This window comes from Angustibacter speluncae, assembly GCF_054777815.1.
On record NZ_BAAHAF010000076.1, the window covers coordinates 1 to 14,807 of the forward strand.

The 14,807-nt window shown below is 74.9% G+C and carries 15 protein-coding genes; 10 read left to right on the plus strand and 5 right to left on the minus strand.

Annotated elements, in window-relative coordinates:
- The coding region (locus tag ACYVKY_RS09310) for a flippase-like domain-containing protein (protein ID WP_460434695.1) at positions 1-327 on the plus strand (327 nt) is incomplete at its 5' end.
- 17 nt (positions 328-344) lie between these two features.
- Here ACYVKY_RS09310 and ACYVKY_RS09315 read toward each other — a convergent pair.
- The 5 genes from ACYVKY_RS09315 to paaZ form a co-directional block, all read right to left on the minus strand.
- On the minus strand, positions 345-1,373 hold the full coding sequence (locus ACYVKY_RS09315; protein WP_460434696.1) for a hemolysin family protein: 1,029 nt from the start codon (positions 1,371-1,373) through the stop codon (positions 345-347).
- Positions 1,370-2,797, minus strand: a complete 1,428-nt coding sequence (locus tag ACYVKY_RS09320) for a hemolysin family protein (RefSeq protein ID WP_460434697.1) — start codon at positions 2,795-2,797, stop codon at positions 1,370-1,372. The genes ACYVKY_RS09315 and ACYVKY_RS09320 overlap by 4 nt, the downstream gene beginning before the upstream one ends.
- 182 nt (positions 2,798-2,979) lie before the next feature.
- On the minus strand, positions 2,980-3,345 hold the full coding sequence (gene trxA, locus ACYVKY_RS09325; protein WP_460434698.1) for a thioredoxin family protein: 366 nt from the start codon (positions 3,343-3,345) through the stop codon (positions 2,980-2,982).
- A gap of 97 nt (positions 3,346-3,442) precedes the next feature.
- Positions 3,443-4,459 carry a bifunctional diaminohydroxyphosphoribosylaminopyrimidine deaminase/5-amino-6-(5-phosphoribosylamino)uracil reductase RibD gene (gene ribD, locus ACYVKY_RS09330; protein ID WP_460434709.1) on the minus strand — a complete coding sequence of 339 codons (1,017 nt, stop codon included), beginning with the start codon at positions 4,457-4,459 and terminating at the stop codon, positions 3,443-3,445.
- A 26-nt stretch (positions 4,460-4,485) separates the two neighbouring features.
- Positions 4,486-6,525 carry a phenylacetic acid degradation bifunctional protein PaaZ gene (gene paaZ, locus ACYVKY_RS09335; protein WP_460434699.1) on the minus strand — a complete coding sequence of 680 codons (2,040 nt, stop codon included), beginning with the start codon at positions 6,523-6,525 and terminating at the stop codon, positions 4,486-4,488.
- Between the two features lie 100 nt (positions 6,526-6,625).
- On the opposite strand from paaZ, the gene paaA reads away from it, so the two are divergent.
- Genes paaA through ACYVKY_RS09380 form a run of 9 tightly spaced genes read left to right on the plus strand, consistent with a single transcriptional unit; the run spans position 6,626 to position 14,697 of the window.
- On the plus strand, positions 6,626-7,570 hold the full coding sequence (gene paaA, locus ACYVKY_RS09340) for a 1,2-phenylacetyl-CoA epoxidase subunit PaaA (protein ID WP_460434700.1): 945 nt from the start codon (positions 6,626-6,628) through the stop codon (positions 7,568-7,570).
- Positions 7,567-7,926, plus strand: coding sequence for a 1,2-phenylacetyl-CoA epoxidase subunit PaaB (paaB, locus tag ACYVKY_RS09345; protein ID WP_460434701.1), 360 nt, complete (start codon positions 7,567-7,569; stop codon positions 7,924-7,926). Before paaA ends, paaB begins: the two co-directional genes overlap by 4 nt.
- 10 nt (positions 7,927-7,936) lie before the next feature.
- A complete protein-coding gene (gene paaC, locus ACYVKY_RS09350) occupies positions 7,937-8,875 on the plus strand; it encodes a 1,2-phenylacetyl-CoA epoxidase subunit PaaC (protein WP_460434702.1) in 939 nt (312 codons plus the stop codon).
- Positions 8,869-9,402: a 1,2-phenylacetyl-CoA epoxidase subunit PaaD gene (gene paaD, locus ACYVKY_RS09355; protein ID WP_460434703.1), complete on the plus strand. Its 534-nt coding sequence runs from the start codon at positions 8,869-8,871 to the stop codon at positions 9,400-9,402. The genes paaC and paaD overlap by 7 nt, the downstream gene beginning before the upstream one ends.
- A 2-nt stretch (positions 9,403-9,404) precedes the next feature.
- Positions 9,405-10,496: a 1,2-phenylacetyl-CoA epoxidase subunit PaaE gene (paaE, locus tag ACYVKY_RS09360; protein ID WP_460434704.1), complete on the plus strand. Its 1,092-nt coding sequence runs from the start codon at positions 9,405-9,407 to the stop codon at positions 10,494-10,496.
- 23 nt (positions 10,497-10,519) lie between these two features.
- A complete protein-coding gene (locus tag ACYVKY_RS09365) occupies positions 10,520-11,698 on the plus strand; it encodes a thiolase family protein (RefSeq protein WP_460434705.1) in 1,179 nt (392 codons plus the stop codon).
- Between the two features lies 1 nt (position 11,699).
- Entirely contained in the window at positions 11,700-12,314 is a 615-nt protein-coding gene (locus ACYVKY_RS09370; protein WP_460434706.1) for a TetR/AcrR family transcriptional regulator, read from the plus strand.
- A gap of 53 nt (positions 12,315-12,367) precedes the next feature.
- Positions 12,368-13,678 carry a COG1470 family protein gene (locus ACYVKY_RS09375; protein ID WP_460434707.1) on the plus strand — a complete coding sequence of 437 codons (1,311 nt, stop codon included), beginning with the start codon at positions 12,368-12,370 and terminating at the stop codon, positions 13,676-13,678.
- Positions 13,675-14,697, plus strand: a complete 1,023-nt coding sequence (locus tag ACYVKY_RS09380; RefSeq protein WP_460434708.1) for a hypothetical protein — start codon at positions 13,675-13,677, stop codon at positions 14,695-14,697. The genes ACYVKY_RS09375 and ACYVKY_RS09380 overlap by 4 nt, the downstream gene beginning before the upstream one ends.
- Positions 14,698-14,807: the final 110 nt, after the last annotated feature.

Here is a 14,807-nt window from a genome sequence, read left to right on the forward strand (position 1 = left end):
GGCTGGGCGCTCGCCAACTGGCTGCTCGACGCCGCCGTCCTGCTGGTGCTCGCCCTGACCATCGGGCACGGGACGCCGGCGAGCGCCCTGCTGCTCGCCTACGCCGTGGGGATGCTGGTGGCCTCGCTCCCGCTCACCCCGGGCGGGGTCGGGCTGGTCGAGCCCGTGATGATCGGCCTGCTCGTCGGAGCCGGTGCGCCGGCCGCCGCGGCGACCGTGACCGTGCTCGGCTGGCGCCTGGTCGGGCACTGGCTCCCGATCGGCGTCGGGCTGCTGCTCCTGCCGGGCCTCGGCGGGCGGACGGGGCTGATCAGGCGGACGGGCTGATCAGGCGGACGGGCTGATCAGGCGGTCGCGGGCTCCCTCGCCTCGTCCGGGCGGCGCGGGAGCAGCCGCCCGAGCACGTCGGCGAGCGTCACGACCGCCGGGCCGTCGCCGAGGCCCGTGACGACCGCGAGGTGCTGGCGCGTCTCCCGCATCGTGGTGAGCGCCTCGTGCACGGGCGTGCCGGCGGCCAGCTCGAGCACCGGTCGCACCAGGTCGGCCGTCGGCTCGGACGCCTCGCGCCCGAGCGTGTCGCGCACGTGCACCACGCCGGTGACCGCGTCGCCGTCGCGGACCAGGATCCGCAGGTGGCCGGAGTCGCGGGTCGACTGCTGCACCTGCCCGACGGTGGCGCCGGCGGGCACCGAGGTCGGCTCGGCGTCGGTGCGCACCAGGTCGGCGACGGTGAGCTCCTGCAGGTCGAGCGCCAGCGTGAGCTGCGCCGACGCCGCGGCGTCGAGCGACCCGACCTCGGCCGAGTGCTCGACCAGCTGCCGCAGGTCGTCCGGCGTCTGCCCGCTCGAGACGCTGTCCTGCGGCTCGACGCCCACCCGGCGCAGCAGCCAGTTGGCCGACTCGTTCATCGCCTTCAGCAGGGGGCGGGTCAACGCCATGAAGCCGCGCATGAACAGCGCCAGGAGCACCGCCGAGCGCTCCGGGTGCGCGATCGCCCACGACTTGGGGGCCATCTCGCCGATCACGAGGTGCAGGAACGTCACGACCAGCAGCGCGAGCACGAAGCCGGCGGTGTCGGCCACCCAGTAGGGCAGCCCCCAGCCCTCGAACGCCGGTGTGAGCGCGTAGTGCACGGCCGGCTTGGTCACCGCACCGAGGCCCAGGGCCGAGGCGGTGATGCCCAGCTGGCAGCCGGCCAGCAGGACCGTGAGCTCGCCGTAGCTGCGCAGGGCGGCGCGGGCGGAGCGGCTGCCGGGTGCGAGGTCCTCGAGCCGGTGCCGCTTGGCGGCCAGCAGCGAGAACTCGGCCGCGACGAAGACCGCGCAGAGCACGATGAGCAGGACGGTCAGCACCGTCACGACGAGCGGGCTCACCGGGCCACCTCCTCGTCCGCGGCGTCGCCGGGCTCGGCGCCCACCGCCACCTGCTCGCGGTCGTGCGCGTCGACCTGCGCGTCGTCGGCCTCGTGCACGGTGATGCGGACGACGGAGGGCACGTGCCGCTCGAGCTCGAGCACCTCGAACCGCGCGCGGTCGAGCCCGGGCTCGTCGGACTCGACCAGGTCGGCCGGGTCGAGCTCGAGCTCGACGTCGACCACCTCGCCGAGCCCGGGCAGCGCACCGTGCCGGGCGATCACCAGGCCGGCGACGGTCTCGTAGTCACCGCTGGGCAGCCGCACCCGCAGCGCGCGCTCCACCTCGTCGACGTGCGCGTCGCCGGGCACCACGTACCCGCCGTCCTCGTCCGGGACCGCGACGTGGTCGACGTCGGGGTCGTGCTCGTCGGTGATCTCGCCGACGAGCTCCTCCGCGAGGTCCTCCAGCGTCAGCACGCCGGTGAAGCCGCCGTACTCGTCGACGACGCAGGCCATCTGGTTGCGGCTGCCGGCGAGCTGCTCGAGCGCGTCGGGCAGCGCCATCGACTCGGCCAGCACCACGGCCGGGCGCATCAGGTCGGCCACCGTGCCGGCGGCGGGACCGGTGAGCACGTCCTGCAGGTGCGCGACGCCGACCACCTGCTCGTCGGCGTCGAGCACCGGGTAGCGCGAGTGGCCCGCGGCCATCGTCGCGCGCAGGTGGTCGAGGGTGTCGTCGGCACGCACGACGTCGACCCGCGAGCGCGGGATCATCGCGTGCTCGACGTCGCGGACCGGGAAGTCCAGGACGCGGTCGAGCAGGTCCGACAGCTCCTCCGGCAGGTCACCGGTCTCGCGCGAGTCGGCGACGATGTGCTCGAGGTCGCGCGGCGTCGCCGCGTGCTCGACGTCGTGCACCGGCTCGATCCGCAGCAGCCGCAGCAGCGCGTTCGACGCCGCGTCGAAGACGCGGATCAGCCAGCCGAGCACGGTCAGGTACACGGTGGTGGACGCCGCGAGGCGGATGGCCACGGGCTCCGGACGCGCGATCGCGAGGTTCTTCGGGAACAGCTCGCCGAACACCATCTGGATCAGCGTCGACAGCAGCAGCGCCAGCCCGACGCCGACACCGAGCGCCACGCCGGACGGCACGCCGACGCCGCCGAGCGCCTCGCCGAGGGCCTCGCCGATCAGCGGCTCGGCCACGTAGCCGACCAGCAGCGCGGTCACGGTGATGCCGAGCTGGGCGCCGGACAGCATGAACGACGTGCGGCGGGTGACGGCCAGCGCGCGCTCGGCGGCGGCGTCACCGGCGGCGGCCCGCGCCTTGAGGCGCGAGCGATCGACCGCCATGTAGGCGAACTCCTGGGCGACGAAGTACCCGGTGGCGGCGGTGATCGCCAGGACGACCAGCACGCCGAGCAGCAGGTTCAGCACCCACATCCGTGCTCACCCCCCTCCACCGCTCGCATCCAGCAGGGCGCAGGGGGGTACGGACTGTCTCCGGCCATGGGCGGCCAGTTCTCCTCGGGTCGTCGGTCGGGGACGTCCCGATTCTCGCACAGGCGCGGGCGGTCCGCCCCGGACCGCGGTCCGGGGCGGACCGGTGGGCGGACGGTCTGCGCTCAGGCGGACTGCGCGGCGGCGACCTTCTCGCGCACCTCGTCCATGTCGAGGGCGCGGACGGCGTCGATGACCTGCTCGAGCGCGGGGGCGGGCAGCGCGCCCGGCTGGTTGAAGACCAGGATGCCGTCGCGGAAGGCCATCAGCGTCGGGATCGAGGTGATGCCGGCCGCCGACGCGAGCGACTGCTCGGCCTCGGTGTCGACCTTGCCGAAGGTGATGTCGTCGTGCTGCTCGGAGGCGGCCTCGAAGACGGGGGCGAAGGCGCGGCACGGGCCGCACCACGACGCCCAGAAGTCGACCAGGACGATGCCCTCACCGGTGACGGTGGACTCGAAGTCCGCGGCGGTCAGGGTGGTGGTGCTCACGGGGTTTCCTCCTCGGTCGCGGTGACGGCGCGGTCCGCCGCACGTGGTCCCGCACCCTGCGCAACCGGCGCGGACGACCGGATGTTCCGGGACCGCGTCAGCCGCGGCGCGAGAGCGGGCGGAGCGTCAGGCGGACGTCGGGCTGCTCCCCGTCGACGCCGGGCAGCACCGCCACGTCGTCGACCTGCAGCCGCAGGGCGTCGGCGATGGTCGCGACACCCAGGTCGCCGACCGCCGGCAGCCCGCCGCCGAGCAGCACCGGGGCGACGTAGCAGACGACCTCGTCGACGACGCCGGCGCGGACGAACGCGGCGGCCAGCGTCGGGCCGCCCTCGAGCAGCACGTGCCGCCGTCCGAGCGCGAACACCTCGGCCAGGACGGCGTGGGGGTCGCGCGAGCGCACGTGCAGCGTGGGTGCGGCGGCGTCGAGCACCCGGCGGTCGGCGGGCAGGTCGCGCTCCCCCACGACCACCCGCAGCGGCTGGTGCGCCAAGTCGTGGTCGTCGGCGTCGCGGGCGGTGAGCGAGGGGTCGTCGACGGCGACCGTGCCGGTGCCGACCATCATCACGTCGACCAGGGCGCGCAGGCGGTGCGCGTCGAGCCGCGCGGCCCGCCCGGAGACCCACCGGCTCGACCCGTCGGCGGCGGCGCTGCGCCCGTCGAGGCTGGTGGCCAGCTTCCAGGTCACGAACGGGCGTCCGTGCGAGATGCCGTGCGACCAGGCCCGGTTCAGCGCCGACGCCTCGGTGGCGAGCAGCCCGTCGACCACGTCGACGCCGTGCGCCCGCAGCGTCGCCGCGCCCCCGGACGCCTCCGGGGTCGGGTCGGGGACGGCGTGCACCACGCGTCGGACCCCGGCCTCGAGCAGCGCCCGCGTGCAGGGGCCGGTGCGACCGGTGTGGTCGCACGGCTCGAGCGTCACCACCGCCGTCGCCCCGCGGGCGCGGTCGCCCGCGGACCCGAGGGCGTCGACCTCGGCGTGCGGCGTGCCGGCACCGCGGTGGTACCCCTCGCCGACGACCAGCCCGTCGTCGTCGAGCAGCACGCAGCCGACGCGCGGGTTGGGCCCGAGCGGGAGCCCGGGGGTGGCGGCGAGCTCGAGCGCCCGCCCCATCGCCGCGGTCTCGACCGCCGACCAGGTCAGGCCGGTGGCCACTGCTTCGCCACCATGGTCAGCACGTCGTAGGTGGCGACGGCCTCGCCGGAACCGTTGGACACCAACGCGTCCCAGCGCACCTCGCCGTGGTCGGCGTTCGAGCGCGGCGTGATCTGCTTGACGGTGAGCAGCACCGACAGCTCGTCGCCGGGCTTCACCGGCGTCACGAACCGCAGGTTGTCGACGCCGACGTTGGCCAGCACCGGACCCGGCGCCGGGTCGACGAACAGCCCCGCCGCGAGCGAGACCACGAGGTACCCGTGGGCGACGATCCCGCCGAACAGCGGGTTCTGCGCCGCCGCCTCGGGGTCGGTGTGGGCGTAGAAGGTGTCGCCGGTGAACTCGGCGAAGTGGTCGACGTCCTCGAGCGTGACGGTGCGCGACGCGGTGCGGACGGTGTCGCCGACGCGCAGCTCGGCGAGGCTCTTGCGGAACGGGTGCGTGCCGTCCTCGCGCCGTGCCGAGCCCTTCGTCCACCGCCCGGTGACCGCCGTCAGCATGTCGGGCGAGCCCTGCACCGCGGTGCGCTGCATGTGGTGCAGCACGGCGCGGACGCCGCCGAGCTCCTCGCCGCCACCTGCGCGGCCGGGTCCGCCGTGCACGAGCATCGGCAGCGGAGAGCCGTGGCCGGTCGACTCCGGCGCGGCGTCGCGGTCGAGCACCAGGATCCGCCCGTGCCACGGCGCGGTCCCGAGCACGACGTCGCGGGCCACCTGCGGGTCGTGGGTCACGAGCGAGCCGACCAGGCTGCCGGACCCGCGCGCGGCCAGCTCGACCGCGTGGTCGAGGTCGCGGTACGGCATCACGGTGCTGACCGGGCCGAACGGCTCCACGTCGTGCGGCGCGGCGGCCTCCGGGTCGGCCTGCACGAGCACCGGGGCGACGAACGCTCCGGCCTCGGCGTCCGCGCCGACGACGTCGACCGAGCGCGGCGAGCCGTGCACGGCGCGTCCCTCGGCCAGCAGCCGGTCGAGCGCGGCGTGCAGCGCCTCGCGCTGCTCGCGGCTCACCAGCGGGCCCATCCGGACGTCCTCGTGCGCGGGGTGGCCGATCGTCACGCGGTCGAGCCTCGCCGAGATCGCCTGCACCACGGTGTCGGTCATGCCCTCGGGCACCAGCACGCGTCGGATGGCGGTGCACTTCTGGCCCGCCTTGACCGTCATCTCGGCGACGACGCCCTTGACGAACAGGTCGAGCTCGGGGTCGTCGGGGGTGACGTCGGGCCCGAGCACCGAGCAGTTGAGCGAGTCGGCCTCGACGCCGAGCCGCACGCCCCCGTGGACGACGGACGGGTGCTCGCGCAGCAGGCGGCCGGTGGCGGCCGAGCCCGTGAAGGCGACGTGGTCCTGCGGGCCGAGCGCCTCGAGCAGCCCGTCGGGCGGCGCGCAGAGCAGCTGCAGCGAACCCTCGGGCAGGTGCCCCGACTCGAGCAGGCGGCGGACGGCGAGCTCGGTCAGGTAGGCGGTCTGCGGGGCGGGCTTGACGATCGACGGCAGCCCGGCGAGGAACGCGGGTCCGAGCTTCTCCAGGAAGCCCCAGACCGGGAAGTTGAAGGCGTTGACCTGCACCGCGACCCCCGGTCGCGAGGTGAACACGTGGACGCCGAGGAACCGGCCCTCGCGCCCGAGCTGCTCGACCGCGCCGTCGACGTGGACGGTGTCGTCGGGGAGCTCCTTGTACCCCTTGGACGCGAACGAGAACAGCGTGCCGATGCCGCCGTCGACGTCGACGAACGAGTCCTTCCTCGTGGCGCCGGTGCGGTAGGACAGCTCGTACAGCTCGTCCTTCACGGTGGCGAGGTGCTTCGCGGCGGCCTTGAGGGCGGTGGCCCGCTGGTGGAACGTCATCGCCCGCAGCGCGGGTCCCCCGACCCGGCGGGCGTGGTCGGCCATCGCAGCCGGGTCGGTGCCCGCGCCACCGAGCCGGGCGACCTCCTCGCCGGTGGCGGCGTCGAGCAGCGGCTGACCCTCGCCGGTGCCGGCCACCCAGCGTCCGGCGGCGTAGCTCTCGAGCACAGCGGTCACGGGGTGGCTCCTCGGTCGTCGGCGGGCGTCGTTGCACCGCGGTGCGGCGCGTGCCACGATAGTTACCGACCGAGCGGTCTGTAAATGCGGAGGTGCGGCAGTGACGGCGACCGAGCCCGACGAGACGGCCCTGCTCGCCGACTTCGAGCGCACCATCGCCCGGCACGACCGGATCGAGCCGCGCGACTGGATGCCGGAGCGGTACCGGGCCACGCTGGTGCGCCAGATCGCCCAGCACGCGCACTCCGAGATCATCGGCATGCAGCCCGAGGGCAACTGGATCACCCGGGCGCCCTCGCTGCGGCGCAAGGCGATCCTGCTCGCGAAGGTGCAGGACGAGGCCGGCCACGGGCTCTACCTCTACTCCGCCTGCGAGACGCTCGGCACCTCCCGCGGCGAGCTCACCGAGAAGCTCATCGACGGCAAGCAGAAGTACTCCTCGATCTTCAACTACCCGACGCTGTCGTACGCCGACGTCGGCACCATCGGCTGGCTCGTCGACGGCGCCGCGATCTGCAACCAGGTGCCGCTGTGCCGCACCTCCTTCGGGCCGTACGGGCGCGCGATGATCCGGGTCTGCAAGGAGGAGTCGTTCCACCAGCGGCAGGGCTACGAGCTGCTGATGACGATGATGTCGGGCACCGACGAGCAGCGCGCCATGGTGCAGGAGTCGGTCGACCGGTTCTGGTGGCCCGCGCTGATGATGTTCGGCCCGCCCGACGCCGACTCCCCCAACACCGCCCAGTCGATGGCGTGGGGCATCAAGCGCGACACCAACGACGAGCTGCGGCAGAAGTTCGTCGACATGAGCGTGCCGCAGGCGGAGGCGCTCGGCGTCACGCTGCCCGACCCGGGCCTGGTGTGGAACGCCGAGCGCGGCCACCACGACTTCACCGAGCCCGACTGGGAGGAGTTCGGCCGGGTCGTCCGCGGCGAGGGCCCGTGCAACGCCCAGCGGATCGCGCACCGCCGCCGTGCGCACGAGGACGGCGCCTGGGTCCGCGACGCGGCCATGGCGTTCGCGGCGAAGGAGCAGCGCGCGTGAGCGAGTACACGGCCGAGGGCGGCCACGGCGCGGTGCCGCTCAAGGGCGTCCCGACGGGCCTGGGCGAGCAGTCGCCCGGCGAGTGGCCGCTGTACGAGGTGTTCGTGCGCGGCAAGCGCGGGCTCAACCACGTGCACGTCGGTTCGCTGCACGCGGCCGACGACGCGATGGCGCTGCGCAACGCCCGTGACGTCTACACCAGGCGCAACGAGGGCGTGAGCATCTGGGTGGTTCGCTCGGAGCTGATCGCCGCGTCGAGCCCGGACGAGAAGGACCCGCTGTTCGCCCCCGCCGGCGACAAGGTCTACCGGCACCCGACGTTCTACTCCATCCCCGACGACGTCCCCCACATGTGAGCGGCGACCGATGAGCCACCACGTGCACGACCACGACGACGACCACGCCTCGGTCTACGACGGCCTCGTCGGCGGCGATCCCTCGCACTGGGCGTTCGGCACCGACTTCGAGGATCCCCTCGCGGGCGTCGACACCACCGTCCCCGACGGCGTCGACGCCGCGACCCTCGGCACCTACTGCCTGATGCTCGCCGACGACGCGCTCGTCTACTCGAACCGGCTGTCGCAGTGGTGCAGCAACGCACCCGACCTCGAGGAGGACATCGCCCTGGCGAACGTCGCCCTCGACCTGCTCGGCCAGGCCCGGCTGCTGCTGGCCCGCGCCGCCGCGGCCGATCCGTCGCTCGTCCCGGCGCTGCCCGAGGGCTCGCCGGTCCCGCCGGAGGACGCGCTGGCGTTCTTCCGCGACGGCCACGCGTTCCGCAACGTGCGCCTGGTCGAGCCCGAGGACGCCGACTTCGCCGAGGCCGTCGTGCGGCTGCTGGTGTTCTCGACCTGGCGGCTCGCGCTGCTGGAGCGGCTCACGACCAGCCGCGACCAGGTGCTCGCCGCCGTCGCCGCCAAGGGCGTCAAGGAGGTGACGTACCACCGCGACCACGCCGGGCGCTGGGTCGTCACGCTCGCCCAGGGCACCGACGAGTCGCGCCGCCGCCTGCTGGCCGCGCTGCGCGTGGTGTGGCCGCTGCGGGCCGAGCTCGACCGCTGCCACCCGGTCGAGGAGCGCGCCGCCGCCGAGGGCGTCGGCGTCGACCCCCGCACGGTCGCGGACGAGGTGCAGGTGCTGCTCGAGCACGTGCTGTCCGTGGGCGGGGTCGAGCGTCCGGACGTGCCGTCGGTGGGTCCGCTCGGCGACGGCGCCGGACGCGAGGGCCGTCACACCGAGGCGCTCAGCCGGATGCTCGCCGAGATGCAGGTCGTCGCCCGCGCCCACCCGCTCGGCAGGTGGTGAGCACCGTGCTGCGACAGGCCATCTCGCCGGACGAGCTCGACCGCGCCCGCACGCTGGCGGCCTCGGTGACCGACCCCGAGCTGCCGGTGCTGACCCTGGCCGACCTCGGCGTGCTGCGCGACGTGCACGCCGAGGACGGCACGGTGGTCGCCACGATCACCCCCACCTACAGCGGCTGCCCCGCGATGGCCGCGATGCGCGACGACCTGGTGCGCACCCTCACCACCGCGGGTTTCGACGACGTCGAGGTGCGGGTACGGCTGCAGCCGGCGTGGTCGACCGACTGGATCTCCGACCAGGGGCGGGAGGCATTGCGCCGCAACGGGATCTCGCCGCCCGGCTCGGCGCCGCAGCACATCGTCGGTGCGATCCCGCTGCAGCTCGGACCCACCCGGCGCGTCCTCGCCTGCCCGCGCTGCGGGTCGTCCGCCACCCGGCTCGTGTCCGAGTTCGGGGCGACGGCGTGCAAGTCGCTGCACCGGTGCGAGGCGTGCCTCGAGCCGTTCGAGCACGTGAAGGAGATCTGAGGGTGACGGTCGTCGACTCCCCGGCACGGGCGCGCACCTCGCGCGGACCGTTCCACGTGCTGACCGTCGCCGCCGTCGACCGGCTCTGCGACGACGCCGCGGCCGTCACCCTCGACGTCCCCGACCACCTGCGCGAGGAGTTCGCGCACCACGCCGGCGAGTCGGTCACGCTGCGCCGCACGGTCGAGGGGCGCGAGGAGCGCCGCACGTACTCGATCTGCGCGCCGGTCGGCGCCCCGCTGCGGATCGGCGTGCGCGAGATCCCCGACGGGCTGTTCTCGTCGTGGCTGGTGCGCGACGTGCGTCCCGGCGACGAGGTCGAGGTGCAGACGCCGGGCGGTTCGTTCCGGGCCGACCCCGCCGCCGGCGGCCGCCACCTGTGCGTCGCGGCGGGGTCCGGCATCACGCCGATGCTGGCCGTCGCGGCCTCGCTGCTCGACAACCCCGACGCGCGCGTCACGCTGCTGTACGGCAACCGCACCACGTCGTCGGTGATGTTCGCCGAGGAGCTCGCCGACCTGAAGAACCGCTACCCCGCCCGGTTCGAGCTCGTGCACGTGCTGTCGCGCGAGCCCCGCGACGTCGAGCTGTTCTCCGGGCGCCTCGACGCAGACCGCCTGCGGCGCCTGCTCACCGCCGTCGTGCCCCTGGCCGCCGTCGACCACGTCTGGCTCTGCGGTCCGCTCGGGCTCGTCGACGACGCCCGCGAGGTGCTCGCCGAGCTCGACTTCCCGCCCGACCGCGTGCACTTCGAGCTGTTCTACGTCGACGCGCCGCCGCCCGAGCTGCACCGCGACGACCCCACGGTCGAGGGCGAGACCAGCGCGGTGACGATCGTGCTCGATGGCCGGTCGACCACCAACCCGGTCCCCCGCGGTCGCACGCTGCTCGACTCGGCGGCCGCCGTCCGGGGCGACGTCCCGTTCGCCTGCAAGGGCGGCGTGTGCGGCACCTGCCGGGCGCAGGTCACCTCCGGCGAGGTGGACATGCGCCGCAACTACGCGCTCGACGACGACGAGGTGCAGCGCGGCTTCGTCCTGACCTGCCAGACCTTCCCCGTCGGCGACGAGGTCGTCGTCGACTTCGACGCCTGACCCCACCACCCAGGAGCACATCCGTGACCGAGGCCTTCCTCGTCGACGCCGTCCGCACCCCCATCGGCCGCTACGGCGGCGGCCTGTCCGGCGTGCGCGCCGACGACCTGGCCGCGTTGGTGGTCGGCGAGGTCGTCCGCCGCGCCGGGGTCGACCCGTCCCTGGTCGACGAGGTGGTGCTCGGGGCCGCGAACCAGGCGGGCGAGGACAACCGCAACGTCGCGCGGATGGCCTGGCTGCTCGCGGGCCTGCCCGACACCGTCCCCGGCTTCACCGTGAACCGGCTCTGCGCCTCGGGTCTGACGGCCGTCGCCACCGCCCGCCAGATGGTCGCGTCCGGCGACGCCGACCTCGTCGTCGCCGGCGGCGTCGAGTCGATGACGCGGGCGCCGTGGGTGCAGGAGAAGCCGTCCCGTGCCTGGGCGAAGCCGGGCGCCGCCTTCGACACCTCGATCGGGTGGCGGTTCACCAACCCCCGGTTCGACGCCGAGACCACGCTGACGATGCCGCAGACCGCCGAGCGGGTCGCGCAGGAGTGGGGGCTGCGGCGCGAGGAGCTCGACGAGTTCGCGCTGCGCTCGCACCAGCGCGCCGTCTCCGCCCGCGACGCCGGCACGTTCGACGCCGAGGTCGTGCCCGTCCCGGTCAAGGGCGGTGAGGTGACCCGCGACGAGGGCCCGCGCTCCGACACCGACCTCGCGACCCTCGCGGGGCTCCGCCCGGTGAACGGCCCGGACGGCCTGGTCACCGCGGGCAACTCCAGCAGCCTCAACGACGGCGCCGCCGCCGTGGTCGTGGCGAGCGAGCGGTTCGTCGAGCAGCACGGTCTCGCGCCGCGGGCGCGGCTCGTCGCCGCCGCGAACGCCGGTGTGCCGCCGGCGGTCATGGGCATCGGCCCGGTCCCCGCCACCCGCAAGGTGCTCGAGCGGGCGGGGTTGAAGGTCGACGACCTCGACGCGGTCGAGCTGAACGAGGCGTTCGCGTCGCAGAGCCTGGCCTGCGTGCGCGACCTCGGGCTCGACGTCGACGTCGTCAACGCCGACGGCGGCGCGATCGCTATCGGCCACCCGCTGGGCGCCAGCGGCACCCGCATCGTCACCACCCTGCTCGGGCGGCTCGAGCGCGGCGGCGGCCGCCGCGGCCTGGCGACGATGTGCGTCGGCGTCGGGCAGGGCTCGGCGCTGCTGGTCGAGCGGGTCTGACGTGGTCGACCACGGGCGTACGGTCGCGGCACCGCGGCGCGGCCGTCCCGGGTACGACCAGCGCACCGTGCTGCGGCGCGCCGTCGAGCTGTTCAACCGGCAGGGGTACGACGCCACCAGCGTCGGCGACCTCGCCGCCGAGCTCGGGTTGTCGAAGTCGGCGATCTACCACCACGTCTCGGGCAAGGAGGACCTGCTCGCCGCCGCGCTCGACGAGGCGCTCGACGGCCTCACCGCCGCCACCGAGCGAGCGGGTGCGACGCCCGGGACCGCCCACCAGCGGCTGGTGGCGGTCGTCGAGGAGTCGGTGCGCATCCTCGTCGCGCACCTGCCCGCGGTCACCCTGCTGCTGCGGGTGCGCGGCAACAGCCCGGTCGAGCAGGCCGCGCTGGAACGGCGGCGGGCGCTCGACGACCGGCTCGCCGCGCTCGTCGCCGACGCGGTGCGCGAGGGCAGCCTGCGCGACGACATCGAGCCGCAGCTGATCAGCCGGCTGGTGTTCGGCACGGTCAACTCGCTGGTCGAGTGGTACCGGCCGGCCGGTCCCACCGACGCGGACCAGCTGGCGCGCGCGGTCACCTCGCTGGTCTTCGACGGCCTCACCCCGCGCCGCTGAGACCACTGCCCCGAAGGACCGTACGCGCGGACGGGGTGCGCCCTCGGTAGGGCATGACCACCACCACGCCGCTGCCGTCGCCGTCCCCCGCCCGCGAGGACGCACCCACCTGGACCCTCACCGTGCGCAACGACGGCTACGTCGTCGACGCGCTGCACCTCGAGCCCGTCGGCAACCTGGCCGAGTGGGCCGTGGTCGAGCCGTCCGAGGTCGGGCTGCTCCCGGGCGAGGAGACCACCGTGCGGGTGCGGTACGCCACGCCGCGCGACTCGACCGTCCTGGCCGGCAGCTACCCCGTCGCGCTGCGCGTGACCTCGCGCGAGGACCCCGACCGCCGCCAGGTCGAGGAGGGCGTCGTCGACGTGCCGGCGTTCACCGACGTGAGCGCGGAGCTCGTCCCCCGCACCTCGACCGCGCGCGGCCGGGGACGCGGGAAGCACCAGGTCGCGGTCGACAACCGCGGCAACACCGCCGCCGTGGTCACCCTCGACCTGCTCGACCCGGACGAGCAGCTGCACGGGACGGTCGAGCCGTCGGTGCTCGAGGTCGGTCCCGGTCGCAGCGAGCTGGTCGACGTCGTCGTCACGGCCCGCACCCGGTTCTGGCGCGGGTCGAACCGCACCCTGCCGTTCCGCCTGGTGGTCACACCCCCTGAGGCCGAGCTGTTCTCGCTGCCGGGCAACCTGCTGCAGCGTGCCGTGGTCCCCGGCTGGCTGGTCAAGGGCGTCGTCGCGCTGCTGGTGCTGGCGATGCTGCTGAGCGGGCTCTGGGTGGCGGTGCTGCGGCCTGCGGTGGAGAGCAGCGCCCGCGAGGCCGCCTCGCAGGAGGGCGCCAAGGCGCTCGAGGTGGCCGAGGAGTCCGCTGCCGCCCAGCAGGCCGCGGCCGCCGCCCAGCAGGCCGCGATCGACGCGATGGCCGAGCAGGTCGCCTCCGGCCAGGCGCCGGTGCCGACCCCGTCCCCCACGCCCGGCGTGGGTGGCGTGCCGATCGACCCGCTGGGCGACCCGCTGACCGAGCGGCTGGCCGTCACCGACGCCGACCAGTCGCCGGCCGTCCGGCTCTCGACCGAGCAGATCGTCAGCGTCACCGACCTGCTGTTGCAGAACCCGAAGGGCGACACCGGCGAGATCAGGGTCACCCGCGACGGCGACACCCTCTACACCGCGCGGCTGGAGAACTTCCGCGACCTCGACCTGCACCTGGTGGCGCCGTTCGAGTTCGCCCCCGGCGAGCGGCTCGGCGTCGAGGTCACCTGCGCCAACCCTCCGGAGCTCGGCGCCTGCACCCCGGGCGTGACCGTCAGCGGCTTCGCCCGCACCCCCGCTCCCGCGACCCCGGCGCCCGCGCCGACCCCGACGCCGTGAGGCGGCGGACGTGGGCGGCGGTCCTCGCGACCGCCGCCCTGGCCGCCCTGCCCGTCGGCGCGGCCGCGGGCGTGGGTGTGCCGGACGTCGAACCGATCGAGTCCGACCGGTGGGTGGTGCGCGGCACCGACCTCGCGGTCTTCCTGCCGCTGGAGCTCGACACCGGCTTCACCGCCGTCGTCACCGTGCTCGTCGACGACGTGGAGGCCGAGCACGAGGTCGTCCCCGTCGACGGCGGCTTCGCCGGCGACGTGGCGCTGCCGGACGACGTGCGCTGCGGACCGGGCGCGCTGGTCGAGGCACGTGTGCGCTGGACCTACGGCGGCAAGTTCGTCGACCAGCAGGACTACCGCTCTGCCGTGCACGTGCTGTGCCCCGAGCTGTCGGTGACGCCCGACCGGCTCCCGGCGGCCACCCCGGCGACGCCGCTGGTCTGGGAGGTCACGGGGTTCGTCCCCGACTCGGTCGTCGCGCTGCGCCTCGGCGACCAGCCGGTGCAGGTGGTCGAGACCGACCAGGTGGGCGGGGCGCGCTGGACCGCCCCGGCGCCGCAGGTCGCGTGCGGCGTGGTGCCGGCGCGGGCGATCGACCGCAGCGGACCCGAGGAGCGCAAGGAGCGCGAGATCCCCACCGACCTGGTCGTCGAGGCGCTCGACCGCGTCCGGGTCGACTGCCCCGACCGGCCGCAGCCGGAGCCGCCCGTCGTCCCCGCGGTCGTGCAGGTGAACCCGGCGGTGGTGAGCACCGGCACCACCACGCGCGTCACCGGGCAGCAGTTCCCGCCCGGGGCGCCGGTGGCGCTCAGCTGGGTGCTGCCCGGCGGGCGCACCGTGCCCGCGGGGACGGCGACGGCCGACGCCGCCGGGTCGGTGCGCGTCGACCTGCTGGTGATGACGGGCTCCGGCACGGGGACGCGGCAGCTGCTCGCCGGCTCCGGCGCCGCGGCCGCGAGCGACCAGGTGCTGGTCGTCGGCGGCACGACGCAGCCCGGGCGCCAGGGTCTGGTGAACCGGCGATGACCCGCCGTCGCACCCGTCCCCGCACCCGCCCGGTGCGGGCAGCCGTCGCGCCGCTCGCGCTGGTCGCCACGGCTTGGTGGGCCGCGCTCGGCGCGGCACCCGCCTCGCGC

What these genes read in the sequence shown, in the direction of transcription:
- ACYVKY_RS09320 (WP_460434697.1), bottom strand. Translation starts at nt 2,797, where the DNA reads ATGTGGGTGCTGAACCTGCTGCTCGGCGTGCTGGTCGTCCTGGCGATC.
- ribD (WP_460434709.1), bottom strand. Translation starts at nt 4,459, where the DNA reads ATGGGGCGGGCGCTCGAGCTCGCCGCCACCCCCGGGCTCCCGCTCGGG.
- paaC (WP_460434702.1), top strand. Translation starts at nt 7,937, where the DNA reads ATGAGCCACCACGTGCACGACCACGACGACGACCACGCCTCGGTCTAC.
- ACYVKY_RS09375 (WP_460434707.1), top strand. Translation starts at nt 12,368, where the DNA reads ATGACCACCACCACGCCGCTGCCGTCGCCGTCCCCCGCCCGCGAGGAC.